This window comes from Streptomyces fildesensis, assembly GCF_016107395.1.
GTDB classification, from domain to species: Bacteria; Actinomycetota; Actinomycetes; order Streptomycetales; family Streptomycetaceae; genus Actinacidiphila; species Actinacidiphila fildesensis.
This window is the reverse complement of the sequence record NZ_JAAIKO010000005.1, coordinates 116,991-142,186: the sequence shown is the minus strand read 5'-3', so window position 1 is coordinate 142,186 and position 25,196 is coordinate 116,991. Positions and strand designations below refer to the sequence as shown.

18 protein-coding genes and 4 pseudogenes are annotated in these 25,196 nt (G+C 71.3%); 7 read left to right on the top strand and 15 right to left on the bottom strand.

Annotation, left to right across the window (positions count from 1 at the left end):
* Positions 1-141: 141 nt before the first annotated feature.
* Genes C6N31_RS10590 through C6N31_RS10575 form a run of 4 tightly spaced genes read right to left on the bottom strand, consistent with a single transcriptional unit; the run spans position 142 to position 8,583 of the window.
* On the bottom strand, positions 142-1,404 hold the full coding sequence (locus C6N31_RS10590; RefSeq protein WP_198357445.1) for a TIGR02679 family protein: 1,263 nt from the start codon (positions 1,402-1,404) through the stop codon (positions 142-144).
* Positions 1,401-5,633: a TIGR02680 family protein gene (locus C6N31_RS10585; protein ID WP_198357444.1), complete on the bottom strand. Its 4,233-nt coding sequence runs from the start codon at positions 5,631-5,633 to the stop codon at positions 1,401-1,403. The genes C6N31_RS10590 and C6N31_RS10585 overlap by 4 nt, the downstream gene beginning before the upstream one ends.
* A complete protein-coding gene (locus C6N31_RS10580; RefSeq protein ID WP_198357443.1) occupies positions 5,630-6,958 on the bottom strand; it encodes a TIGR02678 family protein in 1,329 nt (442 codons plus the stop codon). The genes C6N31_RS10585 and C6N31_RS10580 overlap by 4 nt, the downstream gene beginning before the upstream one ends.
* Positions 6,955-8,583: a TIGR02677 family protein gene (locus tag C6N31_RS10575; RefSeq protein WP_198357442.1), complete on the bottom strand. Its 1,629-nt coding sequence runs from the start codon at positions 8,581-8,583 to the stop codon at positions 6,955-6,957. Before C6N31_RS10575 ends, C6N31_RS10580 begins: the two co-directional genes overlap by 4 nt.
* 501 nt (positions 8,584-9,084) lie before the next feature.
* Here C6N31_RS10575 and C6N31_RS10570 point away from each other — a divergent pair.
* Together C6N31_RS10570 and C6N31_RS43695 are read left to right on the top strand one after the other, a co-directional pair.
* A complete protein-coding gene (locus C6N31_RS10570) occupies positions 9,085-10,449 on the top strand; it encodes an FAD-dependent oxidoreductase (RefSeq protein WP_138353905.1) in 1,365 nt (454 codons plus the stop codon).
* A 112-nt stretch (positions 10,450-10,561) separates the two neighbouring features.
* A pseudogene (locus tag C6N31_RS43695) lies at positions 10,562-10,993 on the top strand (DJ-1/PfpI family protein); the annotation flags it as partial.
* A gap of 55 nt (positions 10,994-11,048) precedes the next feature.
* On the opposite strand, the pseudogene C6N31_RS43690 reads toward C6N31_RS43695, so the two are convergent.
* Together C6N31_RS43690 and C6N31_RS10555 are read right to left on the bottom strand one after the other, a co-directional pair.
* Positions 11,049-11,407, bottom strand: a pseudogene (locus C6N31_RS43690) (HAD family hydrolase); the annotation flags it as partial.
* A gap of 13 nt (positions 11,408-11,420) precedes the next feature.
* Positions 11,421-11,927 carry an Lrp/AsnC family transcriptional regulator gene (locus tag C6N31_RS10555; RefSeq protein WP_138353904.1) on the bottom strand — a complete coding sequence of 169 codons (507 nt, stop codon included), beginning with the start codon at positions 11,925-11,927 and terminating at the stop codon, positions 11,421-11,423.
* Between the two features lie 210 nt (positions 11,928-12,137).
* Here C6N31_RS10555 and C6N31_RS10550 point away from each other — a divergent pair, with 210 nt between their 5' ends.
* The 3 genes from C6N31_RS10550 to C6N31_RS10540 all read left to right on the top strand — a co-directional run bounded on the left by C6N31_RS10550 (position 12,138) and on the right by C6N31_RS10540 (position 16,164).
* The gene (locus C6N31_RS10550; protein ID WP_138353930.1) at positions 12,138-13,637 is read left to right on the top strand and encodes an FUSC family protein; all 1,500 of its coding nucleotides are present in this window, start codon (positions 12,138-12,140) and stop codon (positions 13,635-13,637) included.
* Between the two features lie 248 nt (positions 13,638-13,885).
* Entirely contained in the window at positions 13,886-15,043 is a 1,158-nt protein-coding gene (locus tag C6N31_RS10545) for a nitric oxide synthase oxygenase (protein WP_244809803.1), read from the top strand.
* Between the two features lie 74 nt (positions 15,044-15,117).
* Positions 15,118-16,164, top strand: a complete 1,047-nt coding sequence (locus C6N31_RS10540) for a lactonase family protein (protein WP_138353902.1) — start codon at positions 15,118-15,120, stop codon at positions 16,162-16,164.
* A 112-nt stretch (positions 16,165-16,276) separates the two neighbouring features.
* Here C6N31_RS10540 and C6N31_RS10535 read toward each other — a convergent pair whose 3' ends face one another.
* The 5 genes from C6N31_RS10535 to C6N31_RS10515 form a co-directional block, all read right to left on the bottom strand.
* A complete protein-coding gene (locus tag C6N31_RS10535; RefSeq protein ID WP_138353901.1) occupies positions 16,277-17,146 on the bottom strand; it encodes a sirohydrochlorin chelatase in 870 nt (289 codons plus the stop codon).
* A 97-nt stretch (positions 17,147-17,243) separates the two neighbouring features.
* A complete protein-coding gene (locus tag C6N31_RS10530; protein WP_138353900.1) occupies positions 17,244-18,257 on the bottom strand; it encodes an N-acetylglucosamine kinase in 1,014 nt (337 codons plus the stop codon).
* A 4-nt stretch (positions 18,258-18,261) separates the two neighbouring features.
* The gene (locus C6N31_RS10525) at positions 18,262-19,104 is read right to left on the bottom strand and encodes an LURP-one-related family protein (protein ID WP_138353899.1); all 843 of its coding nucleotides are present in this window, start codon (positions 19,102-19,104) and stop codon (positions 18,262-18,264) included.
* A 25-nt stretch (positions 19,105-19,129) separates the two neighbouring features.
* Positions 19,130-19,807: a uracil-DNA glycosylase gene (locus C6N31_RS10520; RefSeq protein ID WP_138353898.1), complete on the bottom strand. Its 678-nt coding sequence runs from the start codon at positions 19,805-19,807 to the stop codon at positions 19,130-19,132.
* A 19-nt stretch (positions 19,808-19,826) separates the two neighbouring features.
* Positions 19,827-20,915: a WD40/YVTN/BNR-like repeat-containing protein gene (locus C6N31_RS10515; RefSeq protein WP_198357440.1), complete on the bottom strand. Its 1,089-nt coding sequence runs from the start codon at positions 20,913-20,915 to the stop codon at positions 19,827-19,829.
* A 120-nt stretch (positions 20,916-21,035) separates the two neighbouring features.
* Between C6N31_RS10515 and C6N31_RS43680 the strand changes: the two are divergent.
* Positions 21,036-21,131, top strand: a pseudogene (locus C6N31_RS43680) (oxidoreductase); the annotation flags it as partial.
* A 4-nt stretch (positions 21,132-21,135) separates the two neighbouring features.
* Here C6N31_RS43680 and C6N31_RS10510 read toward each other — a convergent pair.
* A pseudogene (locus C6N31_RS10510) lies at positions 21,136-21,225 on the bottom strand (oxidoreductase); the annotation flags it as partial.
* A gap of 101 nt (positions 21,226-21,326) precedes the next feature.
* Positions 21,327-22,418, bottom strand: a complete 1,092-nt coding sequence (locus C6N31_RS10505) for an NADH:flavin oxidoreductase/NADH oxidase (protein ID WP_138353896.1) — start codon at positions 22,416-22,418, stop codon at positions 21,327-21,329.
* Positions 22,419-22,528: 110 nt separating this feature from the next.
* Here C6N31_RS10505 and C6N31_RS10500 point away from each other — a divergent pair, with 110 nt between their 5' ends.
* Positions 22,529-22,900: an ArsR/SmtB family transcription factor gene (locus C6N31_RS10500; RefSeq protein WP_138353895.1), complete on the top strand. Its 372-nt coding sequence runs from the start codon at positions 22,529-22,531 to the stop codon at positions 22,898-22,900.
* Positions 22,901-22,919: 19 nt separating this feature from the next.
* Here the strand turns inward: C6N31_RS10500 and C6N31_RS10495 are convergent, their stop codons facing one another.
* Both C6N31_RS10495 and C6N31_RS10490 read right to left on the bottom strand, forming a co-directional pair.
* The gene (locus C6N31_RS10495; RefSeq protein WP_138353894.1) at positions 22,920-24,260 is read right to left on the bottom strand and encodes an FAD-dependent oxidoreductase; all 1,341 of its coding nucleotides are present in this window, start codon (positions 24,258-24,260) and stop codon (positions 22,920-22,922) included.
* A gap of 277 nt (positions 24,261-24,537) precedes the next feature.
* Positions 24,538-25,191: a TetR/AcrR family transcriptional regulator gene (locus C6N31_RS10490; protein WP_138353893.1), complete on the bottom strand. Its 654-nt coding sequence runs from the start codon at positions 25,189-25,191 to the stop codon at positions 24,538-24,540.
* Between the last annotated feature and the right edge of the window lie 5 nt (positions 25,192-25,196).

The following is a 25,196-nucleotide window of genomic DNA, read 5'->3' as shown; positions in this document are numbered from 1 at the left end:
TGGAGGTGGGCGGACACCAACAAGGACAATGTGAATCGGCGGGTGCGGCTGAGTTTCCTCGGGTAGGGCGATGACCGGACGAGACTGTAGAGCCGAAGTCCGGCCGCACCAAATGGCTGGTGTGGGCGGGCGCGTGCGGGCTCAGCTCAGGTCCTCCACCAGTTGGTCGAGGGTGGCCTCCTCGTGGAGGGCGATGCTCAGTCCTTCCATGGTGGGCGCGAGGTCGGCGTCCCAGTCGGCATCGACCGGATGGCCTGACAGCGGAAGCCGGGGGACACCCTGGGCCTGGGTGCGGGCGGCGAGGCGTTCGTAGTCCTCGGCGTGCAGACGCCATGGGTCCGCGTCGTAGCGGCGGGTGATCCGGTTGGCCAAGGCGATGCCCGGCCAGTCGAAGTCGCCGTGATAGGCGAAACGGCAGCCGGTGGCGGCGAGGGCGTCGAGGAGGGTGAGGGTCGCGGTGGAGGCGCTGCCTGACGTGCAGACGAGCGGTTGTGTGCAGGCGGCGTCCGCCGCGGCTTCCACCACGCGGGGGTTCTCGCAGATACGGATGAGCGTGCCGGGCGCCATGGTCAGCCGCAGGACGTGCAGGTCACGCAAGGTGAGGTGCGTTTCGGCGTAGTTCTCGGTCCGTTCTCGCAAGGCCCGTTCGCGCCAACTGTCGCCCTCGGGGCGCAGACCGTAGGCGAGGACAGTGCTGGAAACCTCGTCCGGGGTGACACCGGCCAGCCGCCACAGGGCGCGGCGTCCGGCCGCATTGTCGGGCAGCTCGGCGCCATGGGCGAGGGCGATGCCTCGCTGGACGAGCCGCGCCAGCCAGGTGCCGTCGTCCAGTCCATGCGCGGACCCGGTTGCTTCCGCGGCGATCTCACCTCGGCCACGGACCCCCGCTCTCGCCGGTCCCAGTAGCAGAGCGAGGATCTGTACGGCCTGGTGGAGGGTGGCTACCGCGGCCTCAGGAGCCACGCCTCCGGGCACGCCTGATCGGCGGAGCCCGTCGTACCACTGCTGTGCCCAGTCCTCGCCGCCGAGAGCGGACGCGTCCAAGGAAGTGGAGACCGAGGACCACATGTGTTCTCGCCGGGTTTCGGCCGCCGACCGGACGGCCCGGCGATCAGTGAGGGCCGGTCCGAGTGCTTGGAGGGTATCCACCAGTCCGGTGCCGGCGGCCGAAGCCCGCAGACGTGCGTCCAGCTCGTCGAGCCGCACGGTGACCGTGGTGCTCGTGAGCGTCCTGCCGAGGAGTTGGGACAGAGCGGTCCGTTCCTGTGCGTTGAGGTTGGTTACCTTCAGCGATCCGATTGCCTGGAGGCCGTTGCTCTCCAGGCGTTTGCGCGTGCCGTTCCACAGCCGGTGGAGGTCGGGACCGGCCAGCCAGGTCCGTGTCTCGGCGGGCAGCGTGCTCATACGGACACCAGGCGCCGGTGGCGGCCGTTCCAGGTGTAGTGCAGGGTGGCCACGCCGCGTACATGAGGATCGCGCAGACACTCGTAGATGTGCAGGGACGGCACCTCGGGCCAATTGCCCATGAGTCGTTCGCTGGTCAGCACGAAGTCGAGATCGAGGTCGACGAGGATCCGGCCGAGCCGTCCGTGGGTGGGCTCGTCGACCTTGGCGAAGGCATCGTCGAGCAGGATCAACCGCGGTGCGTGCGGTGCGGTTTCGCCGAGGGTGGTGAAGTGGGCGGCGGCCGCGGCGAAGAGTATGAGGTAGGAGAGCACGCGCTGCTCGCCCTGGCTGAGGCCGGTGCGACTGGTCAGCCGGCGCTTGCGGCCCGGGGCTGCGTCCTCGACCACGAAGGTGTGGAAGCGGTACCAGTCACGGTAGTCCAACGCGGTACGCAGATGAGCGGCATAGCCGGCCGACGGGTCGGCCCTGCGGGCGTCCTCGATCCGTCGCTGCAGCACTTCCCGGAGCCGGTCGGTCTGCTCGCGTGTCCGGAGACCCGAGGGGCTGCGGAGCAGCTCGACGGCCGCACGCACGTCCGTGTCGACGTCCTCGTCCAGCTTCCATTGCAGCTCTACTCCGAGCCCGTGCGATGTGCGGACAGTCCTGAGCGTGGCGTTGAGCGCTGCCACCAGGTTGGCAGCGGTGATGACCTGTGTCGACAGGTGGTCGCCGAGTTCGCCGGCGAGAAAGCGCTGGAAGACCTCGCGTTCTCGCTCGGTGAGCCGGCCGCGGGCCTCGGCGGCCTGGGAGGCGATCCGCTCTCCCACTACGGCGACGTCATGGGAACCGTGGTCGTCCAGGAGGCGGCAGACCTTGATCCCGTCGCGCTCGTCCAGCTGTGCGTCATAGCCCCCGGCGAGCGCGTCACGCAGTACGTCGTACCGCCGCATCAGCGTGTTGTCGGACACGTCGTCGCCCGAGCGCTCCAGCCGCGCGTTGACCGCGTTCGCCAGTTCACGCAGGGCCCGGATTCTGGCACGGGCGTCCGCCGTGAGCAGGTCGGCGGAGCTCTCCGGCAGGCCTGTCCGGTCCCATCCGGCGCCGCGGAGGACCTCCGGGCGGGCGAGGGCCCCGCGCAGGGCGTTGCCGGCGTCGATCACCGCGGACTCCTGGCGGGCCAAGTCCTCGCGAAGTCCCTTCTCCGCTTCCTCGGCTCGGGCCCGGCTCTCCCGAAGTTCATCCATGGTGTGCTGGGCCTTGGGGAGGGCACCCAGTGCCGCCGTGATCCGTTCCTTCGCCGCTTCCTCCCGGGTCAGGATCTCGCTTTCGGCCGATCCGACGGCTTCTTCGAGGGTAGCCAGCTCCCTGCGGGCCGGGCGGAGTGCGTCGAGCCGGGACTGGTAGTCACCCTGCGCCCGGAGACGGTCCGCGTATGCCTTCTCGTACGCCTCCAGTGCGGATCGCTCGGTGCCGGATCTATTGATCGTGCCGTGGACCGCTCTGGACAGCCGCACGAGGCCACTGTGCACGGTCGCCAGCGCGGTGTCGATGCGTTCCAGGGCCTCGGTGCCGGTGGGCAGGTCGTTCGCGGTCGCGGCGGCGTCGGCCGCGGCGCGAGCTCTCGCTGCGCGGGTGCGGGCCCCCTCTGCCGTGCGGGCGGCCGTCGACGCCTTACTGGTCAGGACTTGGAGGTCGGACTCCCTGCCGTTGGCTTCGTTCCAGGCGCTGGAGAGCAGGCGGGAAGGGGGGAATCTCCGCAGCGCGTCCGCCAGGGACCGGCGTTGGGCATTGAGGCGATCCAGTTCTCGGCGTTCGCCGGTGAGCTGTTGAGCGGCCTCCGCGAGCCGGACGTCAAGTTCGGCCAGCTTGCGGCGACGGGTTTCGGCGCGGGTGGCGGCTCCCACGAACTCGGCCGCGGGCTTGAGGTGCCGCCCTCTGAGTGCGCCGAGACGCCAACTGCCGTCGACCTGGACCGCGCTGGCCGCCGCGGTCTCGTAGGCCGGGGCCAGAGCGATGGAGGACAGGACCCGGTCGACGAGTTCAGCTGTGACACCGGTCTGGGCCGGTACGACTGGGCGCAGGGCGGCTGCCAGGGTGGGGCCCTCCGGCACCGCCGCACGCGAGTCGAGGAGGGTGTCGAGGGTGCCCGGATCGAGGACCGAGCCGTCGGCGCTGATCCAGGCGTCCAGGAGCCCGCTGGCCTCCAGCGCTGCTTCCAGATGTGCTCGCTCGGTCGTGGACAGTTCCTCGGTGAAATCCACCAGCTGGTAGAAAGGCGCCCCACTCCCCGCGGTGCGGTCAGCGGCGCGGTGGGGAGGGACCGGGGGCTCCGGGTCGGTCTGCCGCTCCCAGGCCCGCCGCTGCTGCTCCAGATCCTTGTACGAGACAGTTAGCTGATGGACCGCCAACGCGGCATGGTCCCGCTGATCGGAAAGCCACTGGCCGTACGGGTCGAGGACGAGGTGAGCGGCTTGTCCGGCTTCCGTGTCGATCTCCGCGGGAAGCGTTCGGTCCGCGAAGGGCGCGTCCGGTGCGGTCTCGCAGACGATCGCCTCCAGAACGGGGTCGAGAGCTGGGCAGCCGGGGGCGAGCGCTGAGATGACGTGCTCAGCCCAGTCGGTGACCTCGCGTGCGTAGGAGACGCTGGTGGCAACCACCTGCGTGCGGGCATGCTCCAGTCGGCCGGCGACGTCCTCCATCTCCGTCTCCAGCCTTTCCCGTTCGGCATCCGCAAGCGAGGCTTCCGCTACTGCTTCGCGGGTGTGCGCGGAGAGCCGTTGTACCTCCTTGACCATACGAGAGCGGTTCTTGGCCACCGACTGGCCACCTTCCAACTGCGCACGCCATGCGTCCAGGGCCCGCGCGGTGGCTGCCGTGTCGGCAGCGATGACGCGTTGATGTCGCACGGTCTGCGTTTCGCCGTCAGGGTCCGCCACCTCGACGCTCTGTGAACCGGCGATGTCGGTACAGCGCAGAGAGACGGCCTCGCCGAGGTGGCCCGTGGGCAGGCCGGCTCTCTCGGCCTCAGGCATCAGTTCCCGGTGCTCGGTAGCCAGTTCCGCGAGACGCTCCGCCATGCGGCCTACGTCGTCGGACAGCCGTCCGGCCGCGCCCTGTTCGGCACCATGCGCGGTCAGCACGGTGGTGTGCGTGGCCGCGGCCGCGGTGTACAGGGCCGCCACAGTGTCACGGCGCTCTGACAGTTCCTGCACGCTGCGATAGCCGTCACTCGCATGCAGTGCGGCGAGTTCGGCCTGTGCGGCTTCTTGATCCTCCTTGACCGCGGACAGCCGTGCGTCGGCTTCGGCTTCGCGTCCTTTGAGGTCGCTGGTCCTCTTCGCCGCGTCTCCGGTCCTGCGCCGCCACTCGGTGAGGACATCCAGCTCGTGACTCACAGCTGCTGAAGCCCTGCGCAGGACCCCTGTCAGGTAACCGCGGTAGCCGGTGAGGAAGGCCCCAAGCGCCGCATCGGTCCTTTCCAACCTGCCCAGTTCATCGCGGACGGCGTCCAGGTCATGGAGGTTGCGCGCGACCTTCTCCACGACCTCCTCGTCCAGTCCTGGCAGCGTTTCGCTCAGGAGCGAGACCAGCCCACCGGATTCGATGCGGTCCCCGACCGTGGGTCGGCGCAGACGGTGGAGGAGTTGCGTGAGGTTGCGGAAGCGTGTCGAATCGGTGATCCCGAACAGCTCGCGGGCGACACGGGCCCGGTGTTCGACAGCGCGCTCCGTGACGTTCGCGGCGCCGATCGACTCCTTCAGCTTGTCGACCGGCAGCGGTTTGCCCGCCTCCACCAGATGAAGGTCCTCACCCACCCGGAGCGGAGTCACGAAGAATGCCGGGACGGCCCTCTTCGTCGATTTCGACGCTCGAACGGCCGCGCCGATGGTGAGATACCGGTCCCTACCGTCGGCTGCTGCCATGCGGAATTCCACCCAGAGGTACCCCAGGCGATTGGTCTGCTCGAAGCCGTCCAGCATCAACCACACCAGCGTGGTCCGGCCGGTGCCCGTGGCGTCGAGAGCTCGCGCATCACCGTCGAGCAGATACGGCAGCAGCATCTCCAGGGCCTTGGACTTGCCCGCGCCGTTCTTACCGCGCAACAGCAGCCTGCCGTCTCCGAACGCGAACTCCTGCTCGTCGTACTGCCACACGTTGCGGATACCCGCGCGGTGCAGCCGGAACCGGGAGGCGGCTTGCGTGGCGGCACGCTGCATGGGAACGGGAGCACTGAAGTCGGTGGTCATAGGGGAAGCTCCTGTTGTCCGTCGGCCTCGGAGGTCGAACCTGGAGCGGTTCGTACGGTGACATGGGTGGCGTATCTGGCCGCACCGGCGAGCAACATCAGGCCGCTGCCGCTGCCGCTGCGGGCACCTGCGACATCGGTGACGGCACGGCCTTCGGGAACGGCCTCGTCATACCCCTCCGGCAAGCCCCGTCCTGCGGAGCGGAGCGAACCGTCGCGTGCCACGAGCCGCATCCGGATCAGCAGATCCACTACGGATGCCCGAAGCGCCGGCGGATCATCGACCAAGTCGCGCTTCCAGTTGCTGCGGTGCCCATACGCCGCCACGAGTTCTGCAAGGACCTCTTCCATCAGTCCGTCCGGAATCGCCACACCGACGACGAGGCGGCCCCCAGTCGCGGGATGACCCGGATCTTCCGGACGCAGCTGCTCGACCAAGCGCTCCAGGAGAAGGAGTGCGGCCTGCGCGAGTGTTCCGCTACCGGGCAGGTGCAGGTCGGACAGCTCGTCCTCGGGATCCACCAGCGCTGCGCCTTCCGCTCGGATCTCGGTCTCCAGGCCCAGGAGTTCGGAGAATGCCTGGGCTTCACGGCGCTGCCGGGTGCGGAGCCAGTCGCGCTCGGCGTCGGTCAGCTCGTCAAGGTAGACGACCGGCGTCTCCACCAGCATCCGGCGCACATAGGTACGGGCTCCGCCGAACCCAGGATCCGCAGCCCGGCGCACAAGATCGGTGCCGCTCCTGCTCTGCGCGAGCGGCCCGGACACCACAGCGCGAGCGATCTCCCGGTCCACCGAGATCAGTGCCTCGCCGCTGTCGTCCTGCTCGACGGCAGCCACGCTTCCCTCGGTTTCGGTCAGGACGCCCCAGTCGACCAGCTGCCGCAGCGCGGCCGCCAGCGTCCGTTTCTGCGCTGTCCGGCCGGCGTCCTCCCATTCCACGCCCGCATCGGCCGCTGCGGCTTTGATGTCGGCGACCAGTTGCGACAGCAGAACCTGCTCGGGCGCCGTCACCAGCACGGACAGGGCCAGGGCCAGGCATGCGTAAGTGCGCGGTGTGAATGCTGTACCGCTGGAGCGCTCCAGTTGGTGCCCCGCACCGGCGCCCAGGCCCGCTTTGAACAACCGCGCGTACGACGTATCGACCAGGAGCCGATAGCCGAGAACATGCTGGAACCGTTTGGTGAGCCAGTCGGCGTGTCGACGGATCAACGGAAACAGGTCGGCGTGCGGACCGTCCGAGGTCAGCAGCGGGTAGGCGAGCAGCAGCCGGCCCGCGCTGCGGCGCTCCGCGGCCAGCGCTACATCGTGGGCCGAAGGGAGCGTCACGAGGCGCTCACCCGCGCCTCGCCGCTCGGTGCCAGGCCGGCAATGCCCTCGACCGTGAGTTCCAGTTCATCCAGCGTCAGCTCGCCGTCGGCCGAGTGCAGTACGGTCTCACCTCCCGGGATGCGCCGGACCGTGAGGCGGACGCCGAGTTCCGCATCCTCGCTGCACGCGGCGTCCAGGGTGAAGTCGCGCTCCTGCTCCGGCGTCCAGGCCTCGGCGCGGTGAAGCTGCGCATTGCCCAAGGCCGTGGCCAGCAACTCGAGCAGCAGCGATAGCGCGGCCGATGTGAGCCGTATGTGCTCGAAGCGACCGGAGGAACTGCGTAGCTCGTCCGCAGCGGCACGTCTGTCATCCGCCTGCTGCCGCGCCGCCCGCTGAAGGCGCTCCTTCTGTTCGGAGTGGTCCTCCACCGCGGACGCCCGGCCCCGCTGGGCACGATTGCCCCGCTCGCGCAGTGCCACCGGAACCTCGACCACCGGACCGGTCCACCAGCTGGTGTATGCGGGCACCACCTCGTCCGTGGCCGGCGGAATGCCCAGATGCCGGGCGCTGTACAACCCGAAAGCCGCGACGGCGATGTCATGGGCGTCTTCCGGAGCGGCTTCGTCGAACCACCGTGCAAGCCGCAGCAGGTCCTTGCGCCGAGACATCTCTCCGGATGCCGAGCGCAGCATCCGTTTGGCGTTGGCGAGCAGCGATTGCAACGCACGCAGGGTGGCATCACGCAGCTGATCAACCTGGCTTCCCCGCCCCTCGACGTCGGTGAACCAGCCGCGTAGTCCCTCCCAGTCGGCCGGCTCGCGGCCCCGGCTCCGCTGCACCCGCGTAGCCAACTGGCCATCCGCGCCATGGGGAACTCCCGAGAGCCCGCGGGTGTGGGAATCGAGACGTTGCAGGAGGGCGGGTAGGTGGGGCCAGAGTCTGTCGAGGACTGCTGCGATACGGGGCGCCCGGAAGGACACGTCCTCTGTGATCGCCTCGACATAGTCGAGCAGTAGCTCCTTGAAGCCCTGGTACTCGGCGCTGTCGAGGTCGTAGCGCGCGAGTACTTGCCCGAGGTAGGCGTAGAAGTCCCGGATGGAGTCGGCGAACTCCGTGAACTGCACGAAGATTGTGCTGACGCGTTCCAGCGCTTCCTGCGGCTCTGCTCCGCCCGGTTTCCGGATCAGTTCGTCAAGTTCACGCAGCCCGCGCTCGACGAGGGCCAGCAGCTCACTGCTCACCTCGCGAGCGGCATCGGCTCCGGCGAGCACGTCGTCAGCATCCCGTTGAATGCGTTCGCCCAGCTTCGACAGCTGGTACCGGGAACGGGCGCGCTGGTACTCGGAGATGCTCGACGCCTTCACCGTGTGCGTACTGGGAAGGAGATTCCCCCACTTCGCCAGCTGGTCCAGCCGGGTTGTCAGCGTCTCCGCGTTCAGGTGCGCCGCCGGCCCGTCGGCGTCGACGAGTCTGTCCAGCACATCAGGTACGGCCAGATCCGCCAGCAGGGTCCCGCAGAAGACCCGCATGATCGCGACATGCTCCAGCCGTTCCGGTGCGCTCAGATAGGCATAGGCGGTCAGCCGCTGCCATGCTCCGTCGCGTTCGCCCTCCGACGTGGGCTCTTGTGGTGATTCCTCCATGAACACGAGGCTACGCAGGACTACTGACAGCGGGAGGCGGTTCTGGGTCTTCGTGCTCGTGCTCCGGCTCCTGGAGCAGGTGGCCGGGTGAATTGCCCCAACGCAGATTGGTGGAGCGCGCCTGACAGTCCGCGCGGCAGTGACCTGCGGCGTCGTCCCAAAGGTTTGAGTTGCACTGTCTTTCCTGGGACGCACCGGGTGGAGGTCCAGTACTTGGGTAGCTCGGCAGTTGTCCTGACGGAGTTCCGCGGACACCAACCGCGACCATCCGCGGCGCCAGGTGCGGCTGTCCTTCCTGGGCCGAGCGGGAGCGCTCACGTTGCGCGCATCTGCGGGCCGGCGGCGGCCCCGGCAGCTCCACCTGCTGACACAAGCCCTGTCTATGGGATCCCATAAGGCTGCCTTATGAGGTCATAGGTCTGACCCGGCTACTAACTTAGGTTTGCCTTAGTTTAGGCTTCCCGGCGAGTCCGCCTGTTACCGCTCGAAGGGAACCTGATCATGCTTCGCCCTGTGCGGGTAGCAATTGTCGGAGCCGGCCCCGCCGGGATCTATGCCGCCGACGCGCTGCTGAAATCCCCGGCGGCCGTCGAGCCCGGTGTGTCCATCGACCTCTTCGAGCGGATGCCGGCCCCGTTCGGTCTGATCCGCTACGGCGTCGCCCCCGACCACCCGCGGATCAAGGGCATCGTCACGGCCCTGCACCAGGTGCTCGACAAGCCGCAGGTGCGGCTCTTCGGCAACGTGGACTACCCGGGTGACATCAGCCTGGACGATCTGCGCACCTTCTACGACGCGGTGATCTTCTCCACCGGGGCGACGGCCGACCGGGCGCTCGACATAGCCGGCAGCGACCTCGACGGTTCGTACGGCGCGGCGGACTTCGTCTCCTGGTACGACGGGCACCCGGACGTGCCGCGGACCTGGCCGCTCACGGCGGAGAAGGTCGCGGTCCTCGGGGTCGGCAACGTCGCGCTCGACGTGGCGCGCATCCTGGCCAAGACGGCGGACGAACTGCTGCCGACCGAGATTCCGCCGAACGTCCATGAGGGTCTCCGGGCCAACAAGGCCCTGGAGGTCCATGTCTTCGGCCGCCGTGGCCCGGCGCAGGCGAAGTTCAGTCCGATGGAGCTGCGGGAGCTGGACCACTCCCCGAACATCGAGGTCATCGTCGACCCCGAGGACATCGACTACGACGACGGCTCGATCGCGACCCGGCGTGGCAACAAGCAGGCCGACATGGTCGCCAAGACCCTGGAGAACTGGGCCATCCGCGACGTCGGTGACCGCCCGCACAAGCTGTTCCTGCACTTCTTCGAGTCGCCCGCCGAGATCCTCGGCGAGGACGGCCAGGTCGTCGGGCTGCGCACCGAGCGCACCGCCCTCGACGGCACCGGCAACGTCAAGGGCACCGGCACCTTCAAGGACTGGGACGTCAGCGCGGTCTACCGCGCGGTGGGGTACCTGTCCGACGAGCTGCCCAAGCTGCCCTGGGACGTCGCGTCGGGCACGGTCCCCGACCAGGGCGGCCGGGTGATTGAGGAGACCGGCGAGCACCTGCGGTCGACCTACGTCACCGGCTGGATCCGGCGCGGCCCCGTGGGGCTGATCGGCCACACCAAGGGCGACGCCAACGAGACGGTCGCCAGCCTGCTGGACGACTTCGCGAACGGCCGGCTGCACACCCCCGCCTCGCCCGCCCCGGAGGACGTGGAGGCGTTCCTCGGCGAGCGGAGCGTCCGCTTCACCACGTGGGAGGGCTGGCACCGGCTGGACGCCGCGGAGCGGGCGCTGGGCGAGCCGCAGGGCCGCGAACGCGTGAAGATCGTCGAGCGTGAGGACATGCTGGACGCGAGCGGCGCGTAGTCCGGCCGTTTCCCGCCGTCCGGCTCGTCCGGCGCAGCCCCGCGGCTCGGGGTGACGGGAATCGTCATAACCCTGTCCTTGCCGCCACATCCGGGGCGGTGACGATGAACCGGTGACCGACCACCGCATCGTCTTCGTCGCCCCGGACTTCCAGATCCTCGGTCTGACCGGGCCGCACGAGGTGTTCTCGCAGGCCGGACGGCACAGCCAGGCCGGGCCCGGCTACCGGATCGACGCCGTCGCGGCCGCCCCGGGGCCGGTCGGGTCCAGCGGCGGGCTCGCCGTCACCCCGACGCTGACGTTCGACGCGTGCGAGGGGCCGATCGGCACCCTGGTCGCCGTCGGCGGCCCCGGTATCCGGCGGGCGGCCCGGGACACGGAGTTCGCCGGGTGGTTCGCCGCGGCCGCCCGGCGTTCCGACCGGGTCGCCTCCGTCTGTAGCGGTGCCTTCCTGCTCGCCGCGGCCGGGCTGCTGGACGGCCGGCGCGCCGTCACGCACTGGAACAGCTGCGCCGAACTGGCCGAGCGGTATCCAGAGGTGACCGTCGACCCCGACCCGATCTTCGTCAGGGACGGCGACGTCTGGACCTCGGCTCGCTGGCCGCGCGGGAGGATCCGGAGGCCACCGCCATCGGATGCCCGGCCGCGTGCAGCAGCTCCACGAACTCGCGCATCCGCGGGAAGACCGCGGTCGCGGTGGCCGCCAGGCGCAGATAGAGCCGGTTCTTGCCGTCCAGCAGCTCCTCCACCGGCGCCGACAGACCGTACTCGGCGCTCAGCGCCTCCAGCGTCTCCTTCGTACTGATGCCGATGTAGTGCGCGTGCTGCTCCCAGCCGAAGTCCTGACCCCGTGCGCGGCCAGCAGCCGGCGGCCGGCCTCGTAGTAGTTGGGCTCGCTGTCCACCAGCGTGCCGTCCAGGTCGAAGATCACCGCGGGGAGGGTCATGGTCCCCGGCATGCCGACCGGGCGATCACGGTGCCCGATCCGCTCCGCTCCGCCCCGGCCCCTCGGCGCTCCGCCCCACCGCCTCGACCAGCGGCAGCACCCGGTGCGGCACGCGCTCGCGCAGCGCCACCTCGGTCCGGGTGCGGACCACGCCCGGGGTGCTGATCAGCCGCTGGACGACGTCCTCGAGATGCGCGTTGTCGCGCGCGACGACGCGGGTCAGCAGATCGCCGCCGCCGGTGACCGAGACCGCCTCGATGATCTCGGGCACCGCGGCCAGCGCGTCACCGACATCGTCCAGGTGCCCCTGGGTCACCTCGATGTGCACGAAGGCGAGCACCGGGTGGCCGAGCGCGGCGGGCGACAGCCGCGGGCCGAAGCCGGTGATCACGCCGTCGCGCTCCAGCCGGTCGATCCGGGCCTGGAGCGTGCCGCGGGCCACGCCCAGGACGCGGGCGTACTCACGCACGCTGGTGCGCGGCTGTTCCAGCATCAGCCGCAGGATGCGGGCGTCCAGCGCGTCGACGGCCATGGGCCACTGGTCTCCTTCTGGTCGATCATCGGGACTCATCACTGTACCAATGGCTCACCTTCGGCTGGCTCGTTTGAGCCATTGCCCCTGGTGATGCTTTCCTTGGCGTGACGATGGCGTTGCGGTCCTCCGCAACGCCTTTGCCATGTCCGCAGATCGAACGATGCCGAACAAGCTGAACAAGGGGCGGGGACCACCGACGTGAAGAGGATGTTCATCGCTCCGGATCCGGGACTCGCGCGGCTGCGCACCGCGTCCCGCGCGGTCCTGGGCATCGCGCTGGCGGTCACCTCCGCCCTGCTGGCGGGGCTGCCGATGCCCGCCGTGGCGGGCGGCGGGCTCGCCGCGCTGCTGGCGCTGTTCGTCGTCGGGGACGCCCGGGTCGGCCAGCAGGCGGTCACCACCGCCCTGATGCCCGTCGTCGGGCTCCCGGTCCTCGCGGTCGCCGCGTGCCTGCACACGGTCCCGTACGCCCGTGACGCGGTCTTCCTGGCCGTGGTCTTCGCCGGCGTCTACGCCCGCCGCTGGGGGCCGCGCGGCCACGCGCTCGGCGTGTTCGCGTTCATGATGTTCTTCATCTCCCAGTTCCTGCACGCTGTCCCGGCCGCGCTCCCCGAACTGTGCGGCGCCGTCGGCCTGGGCCTCGGCTCCGCCGCGCTCGTCCGCTTCGGCCTCTGGTGCTACGAGCGCCGGGCCACCCCGCCGCCCGTCGTCGCGCTGCCGCAGGCGCGCGGACTGCGCAGGATCACCACCCGCCAGGCCTTCCAGGCCGCCGCCGCGTCCGGCTGCGCCCTCGCGCTCGGCCAGGCGCTCTCCGAGGACCGCTGGTACTGGGCGGTCGGCACCGCGTGGTGGATCTTCGTCAACACCGCCCACCGCGGCGAGACGCTGGTCCGCGGCTTCCGCCGGGTGCTCGGCACCGTGACGGGCATCGCCGCCGGTCTCGCGCTGGCCCTGCCGCTGCACGGCGCGGGGGCGCCGACCGCCCTGCTGGTCGGGATCTGCGTCTTCGGGATCTTCTACACCGCGCCCGTGTCGTACAGCTGGATGATGTTCTTCGTGACCGTCATGGCGGGCTCGCTCTACGGGCTGCTGGGCATCCTTCACCCGGGTCTGCTGTGGCTGCGGCTGGAGGAGACCGCCGTCGGGGCGCTCGGCGCGGCACTGGCCGTGGTCGTGGTCCTGCCGATCAGCACGCACTCCGCCACCGACGCCTGGATCCAGCGCGCGCTGCACGGCGTGCGCGACTTCACCACCCAAGCCGCGCACCACCTGGCCGGCGGCCCCGGCGAGGACCTCGCGCAGCGCGCGAAGGAGCTCGACCTCGTACTCGGCAGGGTCAGGACCACCGTCGCCCCGCTCGTCCACCCGTTCAGCCCGCTGCGGGCCCGCCGGGCGCGGGCGCGCCAGGTGCTCGCACTGCTCGACGAGTGCGCGGACCGGGTACGCGGCCTCGCCGCCGTGGTGGCCGACCCGGACGCGGGGCACGACGAGCGGCTGCTCGCGGCCTGCCGCCGCGTCGAGGAGGCCGTCCACCGGCTCGTGGCGCCCGGTGCGCCGCACGTCCCGGCGCAGCTCACCGTGGTCGCGGAGGCCGCCGAACACCCGCACGCGGAGCACGCGCTGGCGCACCTGCACGCACTGGAGGGGGCGCTCACCGAACTGGTCGCACCCCTGCGCGCGACTCCGCGCGCCCCTTTGGCCGCCTGAGCTGCGACGTGGACACGCGGACCATGTCTGAGGCATGTGCATCGGCCACGAACAGGATGGATCAGCCGCTCCACGGGTAGGACCTTGCGCATCGGAATTCCGCGGGCCGCAGCGGGATGCGGCCCGGGAGCCGAACATCTTGGGGAGTGCGCGGCGTGCTGAACTTTCTGCGACGGACCGACGTCAGGGCGCATCAGGAGCGGACGGTGGGGGCGGAAGTGCCGGTCGGGCGTCCGGCGCCCCGCCCGGTGGGACCGGAGCAGCGGGAAGCGCAGGCCGAGGTCTGGCCGCTGGCCAGGGAGTTCCTGCGGCAGCTGCACCGTGAGGAGGCCGACCCCGACGCCCTCGCCGCCCGTCTGACGCGGGTGCGGGCCGAGATCGACGCGACCGGCACCTACCGGCACACGAGACAGGAACTGGTCTTCGGCGCCCGGGTCGCCTGGCGCAACAACAACCGCTGCATAGGGCGGCTGTACTGGAACTCCCTGCACATCCGCGACCGCCGCCGGATCTCCGACGCCGCCGGCATCGCCGAGGAGGCGGCCGCCCATCTGCGCGCGGCGGCCAACGGCGGACGGATCCGGCCGGTCATCACCGTCTTCGCCCCCGACGCACCCGGCCTGCCGGGACCGCGGATCCACAACGAACAGCTGATCAGGTACGCCGGCTACCGGGGCGCGGACGGCGGGGTGACGGGGGATCCGCGCAACACCGGCATCACCGAAGCGGCCGAGCGGCTGGGCTGGCCGCGCGGACCGGGCACCGCGTTCGACGTCCTGCCGCTGATCGTCCAGGGCCGCGGCGAACAGCCGCGCTGGTTCACCCTTCCGGCCGACGCGCTGTTCGAGGTGCCGATCGTCCACCCGGAACTGGAGTGGCTCGCCGAATGGGGCCTGCGCTGGCACGCCGTCCCGGCGATCTCCGACATGAGCCTGGAGATCGGCGGGATCCGCTATCCGGCCGCGCCGTTCAACGGCTGGTACATGGGCACCGAGATCGGGGCCCGCAACCTCGCCGACACCGACCGCTACGACCTGCTGCCGCGGTTCGCCCGGCGGTTGGGCCTGGACACCAGCAGCGACCGGTCGCTGTGGAAGGACCGCGCGCTGGTCGAACTCAACCGGGCCGTCCTGCACTCCTTCGACCGGGCCGGCGCCACCGTGACCGACCACCACACCGAGTCCCGCCGCTTCCTCACCCACGTCGACCGTGAGGAGCGCAAGGGGCGCAGCGTGCCGGCCGACTGGTCGTGGATCGTGCCGCCGATCTCCGGCTCGGCCACCGAGGTGTTCCACCGCTACTACGAAACGGGCGACCGCACCCCGGCCTATGTGCACCGCTCCGCCGCACCCCGCACGGAGCCCCGAACGGGTCAGGGAACGTGTCCGGGATCGGTGTCCGTGTAGCCCCGCCCGTGCGGCCGGCCGCGCCGCGCACTAATGTCGCCGCAGCACACGTAGCAGGAGCGACAGGAGCAGTGGTGGCCGCGCACGCATACATCGGATCATTCACGTCGGCGGGCGGACGCGGCCTCACCACGGCCGCCGTCGACCCCGGGACCGGTGCGCTCACCGTGCTGGGGTCGGCGGCGGAGGTGGCGGACCCGTCCTTCCTGGCGCTCTCCGCCGACCGTGAGGTGCTGTACACGGTCAGCGAGACGTCCGAGGGCGGCGCCGCGGCCTTCTCGCTGGCGGATCCCGCCGCGCCGCGCCAGCTGGGCGGCACCGTGCCCGTACGCGGCAGCGCGCCCACCCACCTGTGCCTGCACGGGGGGCACCTGGTCACCGCCAACTACTCGTCGGGCAGCGTCAGCGTGCTGGCCCTCGACGCGGCCGGCGGCGGGCTCGGCGCGGTGCGCAGCGTGCTGGAGCACGAGGGCGACGGGCCGCACCAGAAGCGCCAGAGGGGCCCGCACGCCCATATGGTCCTGCCGGACCCCTCGGGTCGCTGGTTGCTCAGCGTCGACCTCGGCACCGACTCGGTGCGGGTGTGCGAGCTCGACACGGCCACCGGCGAGCTGGAGATCGAGCGGGAGCTCGGGCTGCGCTCCGGGGCCGGACCGCGCCATATGACCTTCCACCCGCGCGGTGACCGGGCGTACGTCATGAACGAGCTGCGGTCCGTCGTCACCGTCTGCAGGTGGGACGCGGCGGCCGGATCGCTGCGGCCGGTGACCGAGGTGTCGGTACTGCCCGAGGGCGCGGCGGGCCCGGAGAACCCCAACTACCCGTCGGAACTGGTCGTCTCGCCCGACGGCCGGTTCGCCTGGGCGGCCAACCGCGGCCACAACAGCATCGCGGTGCTCTCCCTCGACGAGTCGGGGGACCGGATGGAGCTGCTGGAGACCGTGCCCTGCGGCGGGGACTGGCCGCGCCACCTCACCGCCGACCCGTCCGGCCGCCGGCTGTACGCGTCCAACGAGCGGTCCGGCGACGTGACCTGGTTCGACATCGACCAGGAGACCGGCATCCCCAAGCAGGCCGGCTCGGTCGACGTGCCGGCCGCCTCTTGCGTGCTGCTGCGCTGAACGGCGTGGTGCCGCGCTGATTGGCGTCCTGCCGCGCTGAACCCGGCACAGGGACAGCGGACACAGCAGTGCGGGCGGCGCTGAACGCGTCGCCCGCACTCTTGGTGGAACGTCAGTGCACCGGGGCGCCCTGCGGGGCGATACCGAGCGCGGTCGTGTACTGGGCGACCACGAGCTTGCCCACCGCCGGGTAGGGGCCGAGCGCGTCGGCGCCGGAGCAGCCCGCCTCCTCGGCGGCGGAGTGCAGCAGCTGGGCGGCGACCTCGGGACCGATCAGGCACGGTGCGAGGGCGAGGTTGGTGGAACCGGAGGACCGCAGCTGCTCGGCGGCGCGGGCGATCGACCCGTCCACGTCCAGCGCGGCGGCCAGCACCGGAACCGCGAGCCGGGCCGCGAGCAGCAGACCGGTGACACCGGCCGCCTGTACGGCCTCCTCGCCGCCCACGGTGGCCAGGATGATGCCGTCGGCGGCCGTCGCGACGGTGAACAGCCGGGCGCGGTCCGCGCGGGCCAGACCGGCCTCGGAGAGGCGCACGTGCAGCGCCTCGGCGAGCAGCGGGTGCGGGCCGAGTACGTCGGTCACCTCGGCGCCGCAGCGGCTGTCGGTCACCGCCTGGCGGATCCGGCGGACCACCGACGCGTCGGGCCCGGCCAGCAGCGGGACCACGACGGCGGCGGGGGAGCCGTCAGGGCGCTCGGAGGCGGCCTGCGTGAGCACGGCCTCCAGCGCGGGGAACTCGGCGTCGTCCCCTTCGAGGTAGCCGATCCGCGGGTCCAGGCCCGACAGCTCGGAACGGGCGATGCTCATGACCTCTTCCGCCAGACTGCGAACGGCGGGGGTCGGGGTGCCGGGAACAGCGAGAACCAGCACCGGCGCGCCCTCGGGCGCGGCCAGGGGCTCCGGTCGGCGGTGGCGTCCCGGCTGGCGGGGACGCGGCATTCGAACGGGGAGGCCGGGTGCGGGGCCAGTGGCAGTGCTCATGGCGTCGCATGTTAATGCCTCGTGGTGCGCGGGTGTTCGGGTGGGTACGTCCTAGGGGGGACCTGTCCCGTTCCGTCCGAATTTCCTTCACGTTCGGTCACATTTGGCTGTCCCGATGCACGTGCATCGGGACGTGCAGCAGGGCGGGGTCCTCCGGCAGCGACAGCGTGCCCGAGGCGAGCGCGCCCGCGATGCGCAGGGCGCCGAGCAGCGGATCTCCGTCGGCGGGCACGAACTCCGCCGCGGGGAACACCTCGGGCGCCAGCTCACGCAGCGGGCCGAGCAGCGGCTCGCCCATCTTGAACAGACCGCCGGTCAGCGCCGTGCGGCACGAGCCGTTGGCGGTGGCGGTGATCGGACGTACGGCGGCGGCCGTCTCCAGGATGTGCCGGGCTGCCTGCCGCAGGATGTCCGCCGCCACCGGATCGGCGGCCGCGCAGCGGGCCACCGCCGGGGCGAACGAGGCGAGTACGGCCGGCCGGTCGGGCCGCGGGTACAGCTGCCCCGGCAGGCAGTCGACCGGGCCGAAGAGCGCTTCCGCACGCTCCAGGAGCGCGGTAGAGCCCCCCGCCCGCCCGTCGTGGGCGCGCAGCGCGGCGTCCAGCCCCGCGCGGCCGATCCAGGCGCCGCCGCCGGAGTCGCCGAGCAGATGGCCCCAGCCGTCGGCACGGCGCCAGCCGGAGTCGTCGAGTCCGGTGCCGAGGGCGATCATGCCGGTGCCCGCCGCGACCACGACGCCGGGGCGCATGCCGAGGGCGCCCGCGTACGCGGTCACCGCGTCCGCGGCGAGGGCGAGCGCGCGCACGCCGAAGGCCTCGCGCAGCGCCCCGGGCAGTACGGCGCGCAGATCGTCGCCGAGGGTGGCCATGCCGGCGGCGCCGACCGCGGCCGCGATCAGCGTCTCCGCGCCCGCCGCCCGCATCAGTTCCCGCGCGGCGGGGAGCACTTCGTCGAGCAGGCTGTCGGCGTCGATCCCCCGGTCGGCGACCACGGCGGGCCGCTTGGAGGAGACGGTCGCGGACCTGGCGGTGCCGTCGGCACGGGCAAGGGACACCCGCACCCCGGAGCCGCCGGAGTCCACACCGAGGACCCAGCCGCCGGAACCGGCCATCGGGTCAGCCGAGCCCGCGGGAGTCCTGCTTGAGCGCGGTGTCCACCGTGAGTGCGGAGGCGACCACCATGCTCAGCAGTGGCTCGGAGAGCTGCCGGTGGATCTGCAGCACGTAGTTGTCCGCCGTGGTGAACATGGTCTTGGCCAGGCCCTCCCACGTCTTGGTGATGCGGGCGACCTCGGTGTCGGTGTGGTCGACGATCGCGAAGTTCCAGGCGCGCCAGTTCTCGGCCTTGATGGCGCCGATCTTCTGGCCGTTGACCTCGAACGAGAAGTTGATCTTGCCGATGGCGTTCTGCTGGACGATCTCGCCGAGCGTCTGGCCGTCCGGGCGCTGCACGATCACCTTGGACTTGATGAACTTCGCCGGGCGGGTGAGCAGCAGCTGCGGCTGCCCGTGGGCGTCCCGCACCTCCAGCTTGACCGAGAGGAACTGGTCGACGCTGGAGACGAAGCGCAGCACCTTGCGGGCCGTGCTCTGGCCGACCTGGCTCACCGAACCGAGCGAGCGGCCCTGCTGGTCGAACACGCTGTACTCGTTGTTCAGCTCGATCAGCTTGGCCTTCTGGTTCACCACCAGGATCGGCTCGTTGAACAGCGTGCCGCCGCCACCGCCGGCCGGCGCGACACCTGCCTGGTGCTGCACCTGGCGCTGCACCTTCGACGGGTCGTGGCCGCCGTCGACGTTCAGCTCCCAGGCGTTGCTCGTCTGCTGCTGGGGCACCTGGCCCGGCCGGCCGGTGTTCGTGTGCTCGGTCCACTGGGATCCGTCCCAGTAGCGGAGCAGGTCAGGGGTGCCTTGCGGGTCCGCGTACCAGCCCGCAGGAGTATTCGAATGCGTCGTCACCCGGGCAGCGTACAGTCCGGCTCCGTCAGGGCAGGCGCCAGTCCACGGGATTGGCCCCGAGTCCTGTCAACAGGGCGTTGGCCCGGCTGAACGGCCGGGAGCCGAAGAAGCCGCGGTCCGCGGACATGGGTGACGGGTGCGCCGCTTCGAGCGCCGGCAGGTCGCCGAGCAGCGGACGCAGATTGCGGGCGTCGCGCCCCCAGAGGATCGACACCAGCGGGGTGCCGCGCGCCACCAGCGCCCGGATCGCCTGTTCGGTGACCTCTTCCCAGCCCTTGCCCCGGTGGGCCGCGGGCTTGCGGGGCGCCGTGGTGAGCGCCCTGTTGAGCAGCAGCACGCCCTGCCGCGTCCACGGCGTCAGGTCCCCGGTGGCCGGCCGGGGAACGCCGAGGTCGGTGCCGAGCTCCCGGTAGATGTTCTCCAGGCTGCCGGGCAGCGGGCGCACCTCCGGGGCCACCGAGAAGCTCAGCCCCACCGCGTGGCCGGGCGTGGGGTACGGGTCCTGACCCACGATCAGCACCCGCACCTCGTCGAACGGCTGCTGGAACGCGCGCAGCACATTCGGCCCGGACGGAAGGTAGGTGCGGCCCTGGGCGATCTCGGCGCGCAGGAAATCTCCCATCGCGCCGATCTGCCCGGCGACCGGCTCCAGGGCCTTCGCCCAGCCGGCCTCGACGATTTCGTTCAACGGTCGCGCTGTCACGATCCGTCACTCTAGTGGCTCAGTCGATGACGGCCGCACGCACGCACAGCACGTCGGGGAGATGGGAGACGGCGAGCTGCCAGCTGTCGCCCTCGTCCGCGCTCGCGTACACCTCGCCGTTGCGGTTGCCGAAGTACACCCCGGCCGGATCCGCGTCGTCCAGGCACAGCGCGTCCCGCAGGACGGCGCCGTAGTGCGGCTCCTGCGGCAGCCCCTGGGAGAGCGGAGCCCAGGTCCCCCCGGCGTCCTCGGTCCTGAAGACCCGGCAGCGCAGGTCCGGCGGCAGCCGGTGGGCGTCCGCGGTGATCGGGAAGACATAGGCGACACCGCCGCGGCGCGGATGGGTGGCGATGGTGAAGCCGAAGTCGGCGGGCAGGCCGGCGCCGATCTCCGACCACTTCGCCCCCGCGTCGTCACTGCGGTAGACCCCGCCGTGGTTCTGCAGATACAGCCGGTCCGGGTCCTCGGCGTCCTGCGCGATCTTGTGCACGCACTGGCCGAACTCCGGGAACCGCTCGGGCTGGAAGGTGCACTGCACCCCGGTGTTGGACGGTGTCCAGCTCGCCCCGCCGTCCAGCGAGCGGTAGACCCCGCCGGTGGACACCGCGACGGTCACCGCGTCGGCGTTGCGGGGGTCGGTCACCACGGTGTGCACGGCCTGGCCGCCGAACCCGGCGTTCCACTCCGCCCGTTGCGGGTGCTCCCACAGGCTGCGGACGAACGCGAAGCTCTCACCGCCGTCCTCCGAGCGGAACAGCGCGCCCGGCTGGGTACCCGCGTACACCACGTCCGGTGCGGCGGGTCCGGCCGGATGCAGCTGCCACACGCGCTCCAGCGAGGTGCCGGTGTCCTCGGGGAACTTCACGGCGGGCCGGGCGGGTTCGTGCCAGTTCGCCCCCAGGTCGTCGGAGCGGAACACCGACGGCCCCCAGTGCGAGCTGTCCGCCCCCACCAGCAGTCTGGGCGTATCGCGGCGCGTGTCGATCCCGATGGAGTACACCGCCTGCATCGGGAAGTGCGGGCCGCCGAAGCCCCACTCCCCGGCGCTGTTCCTGCGGCCGAGGAAGAGACCCTTCTGGGTGCCCACTGCGAGCAATACGTCGTTCATGGCACGTCGCCTCCAGGATGGAATGTGTCCGACATCACAGAGTCTCCACCCCGCCACTGACAATGGCTCGCCGCACGGAGTTCCCGCAGGTCGGTGCCGCGTCCTCCGCCCCGTTCGACCGCCGCCGAGTGGCGGCGCTACTTCGAGGTCAACGTGCTGACCGCGGTCCGGATGACCCGCGGCTGTCTGCCCGGCATGGTGGAACGTTCCTGGGGGCCCTGGTGTGGGTGGGGCCGGCGATCACGGAGTTGACGGTGACACCGGTGCCGGCCGCCTCCTTCGCGAAGCCCCGGGAGACCGCGAGCAGCGCCGGCGGCGCGGTCCGGGTCGACGGTGGATACGTGGACTCGATCGTCCCGTAGCGCCGTCCTCCGCCCCCGGACCGGCCGGACCGGGGACGGAGGGCGGGTCTCAGATGGCCCATCCGTACTGGTCGGGAACGCGGGATTCCGCGCCCAGTTCGCGCGCCGCGCGCAGCGCCCAGTGGGGGTCGCGCAGCAGTTCGCGGCCGAGCAGGACGGCGTCGGCGCGGCCGGAGGCGATGATCTCCTCGGCCTGCCGGACATCGGTGATCATGCCGACCGCCGCCACCGGCAGATCGGTCTCCGTCCTGACCCGCTCGGCGAAGGACACCTGGTAGCCGGGGCCGGTCGGGATCCGGACCTTGGGGACGTTGCCGCCGGTCGAGACGTCGAGCAGGTCGACGCCGTGGGCGCGCAGTTCCTTCGCCAGCCGGACGGTCTCGTCCGCGGTCCAGCCCTCGCCGGTGCCGTTCTCCGTCAGCCAGTCAGTCGCGGACACCCGGAAGAACACCGGCAGCTCCGCGGGCCACACCGCGCGCACCGCGTCGACGACCTCCAGCGCGAGGCGGATCCGGTTCTCGAAGCTGCCGCCGTACTCGTCGGTGCGGTGGTTGCTGTGCGGGGAGAGGAACTCGTGGATCAGGTAGCCGTGCGCGCCGTGCACCTCGACGACCTGGAAGCCGGCCGCGAGCGCCCGCCGGGCCGAGTCCGCGAACCGCTCGGTGATCTCCCGGATCTGTTCGACGGTCAGCTCCCGCGGTACGGGGTGGCCGTCGGCGAACGGCGCCGGGCTCGGGCCCGCGGGCTGCCAGCCGTGGTTCTCCGCGCCCACCGGGCCGCCGCCGCGCCAGGGCCGGTCCGTCGACGCCTTGCGTCCGGCGTGGGCGAGCTGGATGCCCGGAACGGTGCCCCGCTCCTTGAGGAAGCTGGTGATCCGGCCGAACGCCGCCTGCTGCCGGTCGTTCCACAGCCCGAGGTCGGCCGGGCTGATGCGGCCCTCCGGGCTCACCGCCGTCGCCTCGGTGAGGATCAGGCCCGTGCCACCGGTCGCCCGGGCGGCGAGGTGCGCGAAGTGCCAGTCCTGCGGTACGCCCTGCTCCGGACCGTCGACCGCCGCGCTGTACTGGCACATCGGTGCCATCCAGACGCGGTTGGGGATCGTCAGGGACCGCAAGGTGTAGGGCTCGAACAGTGCGCTCATGGCGCTCTCCTCGTCATAGGGCTCACCGGATCGACTCACCGGACGCCTTCTACGATAGCCATCGTAATACGGCGGATGTCAAACTACGAGAGAACTCGTACTATGGACGCATGACACCGCAGACCGCCCCCGCCGCCCGTGCGCTGGAGCACCCGGAGCGCACGGCCATCCGCCTCGAAGGCGTGCTCCATGCGCTGTCCGACCCCATGCGGCTGCATGTGGTGCGCACCCTGGCCGCCGCCGAGACCGAGCTGGCCTGCTCCGATGTCGAACTGCCGGTCAGCAAGTCCACCACCACGCACCACTTCCGGGTGCTGCGCGAGGCCGGGGTCATCGAGCAGAACTACCGGGGCACGTCCAAGATGAGCGGCCTGCGCCGCGAGGATCTGGACGCGCTGTTCCCCAACCTCCTGGACTCGGTGCTGGCGGCGGCCGAGGGGCAGTGCGAACGGATCCACCCAGGAGCGACCGCCGCCCGTTGAGGCCGCCTCCCGGTTCGGGTCAGGCGGCCAGTCGCGCGGCGGCCAGCAGCCCCGCCCAGTCCTGGATCTTGACGGTGCCCCGGTCGAGCGACCGGCCCAGCGCCATCTCCGCGGCCTCGATCGACAGCCAGCCCGGCCACGCCACCGGATCGCCGCCGCCCGACCGCAGCGCCTCCAGCGGATCGCGGGGGAGCGACCTGGCCAGCAACCGCGGTACGTCCTCGAGCAGCGCCGCCACCGTCTGCTTGGCACAGGGCCGGTTGGTGCCTATCACCCCGGTCGGCCCGCGCTTGATCCAGCCGGCGACGTACTCCCCGGGCGAGGGCACACCGTCCCGCAGCACGCGGCCGCCGTCGTTCGGCACCACCGCGTGCCGTTCGTCGAACGGCAGACCGGGCAGCGGCACGCCCTGATATCCCACCGAGCGCAGCACGAGCTGCGCTTCGATCTCCTCCGACTGCCCCGTCCCGCGCACTCCGCCCAGCCCGTCGGGCAGCGTCCGCTCGAAACGGACGCCCGACACCCGCCCGTCACCGAGGAGTCCGGCCGGACGCAGGAAGAACCGCAGATGGATCCGGCGCGGCCGGCCCTCCGGGACCCGCGTGGTCCATTCGCGCAGCACCTCGACATTGCGACGGGCCACGGCGGGCAGCGCGGAAGGGTCGGCGTACCCGGGATCGAGCGCCAACTCGTCGGCGTGCACGATGACATCGGCGCCGGACAGCCCGCCCAGCTCGCGCAGCTCCTTGGTGGTGAACTTCGCCTGTGAAGGACCACGCCGCCCCACCATGTGCACATCGGTGACCTGGCTGGCGTCCAGCGCGGTGAGCGCCGACTGCGGGATGTCGGTGTGCCGCAACTCGTCCGCACCGCGCGCCAGTACCCGGGCCACGTCGACCGCGACATTGCCGACCCCGATCACCACCGCCGACCGGGCCAGCAGCGCGAACTCCTCCGGCGGTTCGTCCGGGTGGGCGCTGTACCAGGAGACGAACCGGGTGGCGGAGTAACTGCCGGGCAGATCCTCGCCCGGTACGCCCAGCCGCCGGTCGGCGGCGGCGCCGAAGCAGTAGACCACCGCGTGGTAGAGCTCGCCGAGCTGCTCGGGGCCGAGCGCCGGCCCCACCTCGACATTGCCGAGGAAACGCACCCGCGGGTCCTCCAGCACCTGCCGCAGATTGCCCTGCAGGGACTTGATCTTCTCGTGGTCCGGCGCCACTCCGTAGCGCACCAGGCCGTACGGGCACGGCAGCCGGTCGAGGACATCCACCGCCACGTCCGGCACGGTGGTCTGACGGGTCAGCGCCTCGGCCACATACACGCCGCTGGGACCTGAACCGACTACTGCGACACGAAGCACGAGCTGGCTCCTTCCGCCGTGGACGACCTGGCGCGCGATGGAGAGCGGGCTCCCGACGCCCTGCGGCCCCTCCCCCAGCAGCGCTGGGAGGGGCCCCCAGGCGTTGTCGTCGGTCGACGACGCTCCGCGTCGCCTCCCTCCTCCGCCTTGGATCCGGAGCCGCATGACGCCGCTCGCTGATCCGCCCTCCATCGCGCGCCAGGTCGTAAGCCCAGCATGCGCCATCCCCGTGCGTTGCGGGAGTGGCGCGCGCAGCTCGCCGCTCAGGGGCGGACCCTCAGGGCAGTGGCGAGCGCGCCGGGCGGCGGGTGTCCGCCGCGGCCAAGGGTCCGGCGTCGGCGGGCGGCGGAACGCCCAGTTCCCAGTCCAGGCCGTACCTGGTGAACAGCTCGGCCCGCAGCCGCGGCAGCGGCATCGGGACGCCGGGCACCAGGAGCGCGACCACCGCGCCCATCAGGAGCGCGCGCATCATCGGGTACTCCGTCCCGGGATCCTCCGCGCCCCACCGCACGACCGTGTCCTGCAGCAGTGCGGCGAGCCGCTGCTGCTCGGAACACTGGATGAAACCCTCGGCCTGCAAGATCGACGCCATATGCGTGCGCATCAATTTCGTGTGCGTCTGGGTCAGGCCCAGAATCGCGTCGATGGCCCGCGCCATCCGCTCCTGGCCGTCCTCGGTCTGCGGCTCCCGTTCCAGTGCCGCCGCCAGCTCCAGATGCATCAGGCGGTGCACCGCGGACTGCACGAGCTGGCGTTTTCCCGGAAAGTAGTACGACACCAGGCCACGCGCGGTGCCCGCCCGGTCGGCGATGTCGGCGAGGGTGGTGGCCTCGTAGCCGCGTTCCTCGATCAGTTCCACCGTCGCCTGGAGGAGCCGTTCCCGGGAACGCCGCCGCATCTCTTCATTGACCGATGCGCTTCGGGGAGACATGCTTT

Bases quoted from the DNA above. Each gene is read 5' to 3' on its own strand.
- C6N31_RS10590 (WP_198357445.1), bottom strand. From the start codon at position 1,404: ATGAGCACGCTGCCCGCCGAGACACGGACCTGGCTGGCCGGTCCCGAC.
- C6N31_RS10585 (WP_198357444.1), bottom strand. From the start codon at position 5,633: ATGACCACCGACTTCAGTGCTCCCGTTCCCATGCAGCGTGCCGCCACG.
- C6N31_RS10575 (WP_198357442.1), bottom strand. From the start codon at position 8,583: ATGGAGGAATCACCACAAGAGCCCACGTCGGAGGGCGAACGCGACGGA.
- C6N31_RS10570 (WP_138353905.1), top strand. From the start codon at position 9,085: ATGCTTCGCCCTGTGCGGGTAGCAATTGTCGGAGCCGGCCCCGCCGGG.
- C6N31_RS10555 (WP_138353904.1), bottom strand. From the start codon at position 11,927: ATGGCCGTCGACGCGCTGGACGCCCGCATCCTGCGGCTGATGCTGGAA.
- C6N31_RS10550 (WP_138353930.1), top strand. From the start codon at position 12,138: ATGTTCATCGCTCCGGATCCGGGACTCGCGCGGCTGCGCACCGCGTCC.
- C6N31_RS10535 (WP_138353901.1), bottom strand. From the start codon at position 17,146: ATGAGCACTGCCACTGGCCCCGCACCCGGCCTCCCCGTTCGAATGCCG.
- C6N31_RS10530 (WP_138353900.1), bottom strand. From the start codon at position 18,257: ATGGCCGGTTCCGGCGGCTGGGTCCTCGGTGTGGACTCCGGCGGCTCC.
- C6N31_RS10515 (WP_198357440.1), bottom strand. From the start codon at position 20,915: ATGAACGACGTATTGCTCGCAGTGGGCACCCAGAAGGGTCTCTTCCTC.
- C6N31_RS10505 (WP_138353896.1), bottom strand. From the start codon at position 22,418: ATGAGCGCACTGTTCGAGCCCTACACCTTGCGGTCCCTGACGATCCCC.
- C6N31_RS10500 (WP_138353895.1), top strand. From the start codon at position 22,529: ATGACACCGCAGACCGCCCCCGCCGCCCGTGCGCTGGAGCACCCGGAG.
- C6N31_RS10490 (WP_138353893.1), bottom strand. From the start codon at position 25,191: ATGTCTCCCCGAAGCGCATCGGTCAATGAAGAGATGCGGCGGCGTTCC.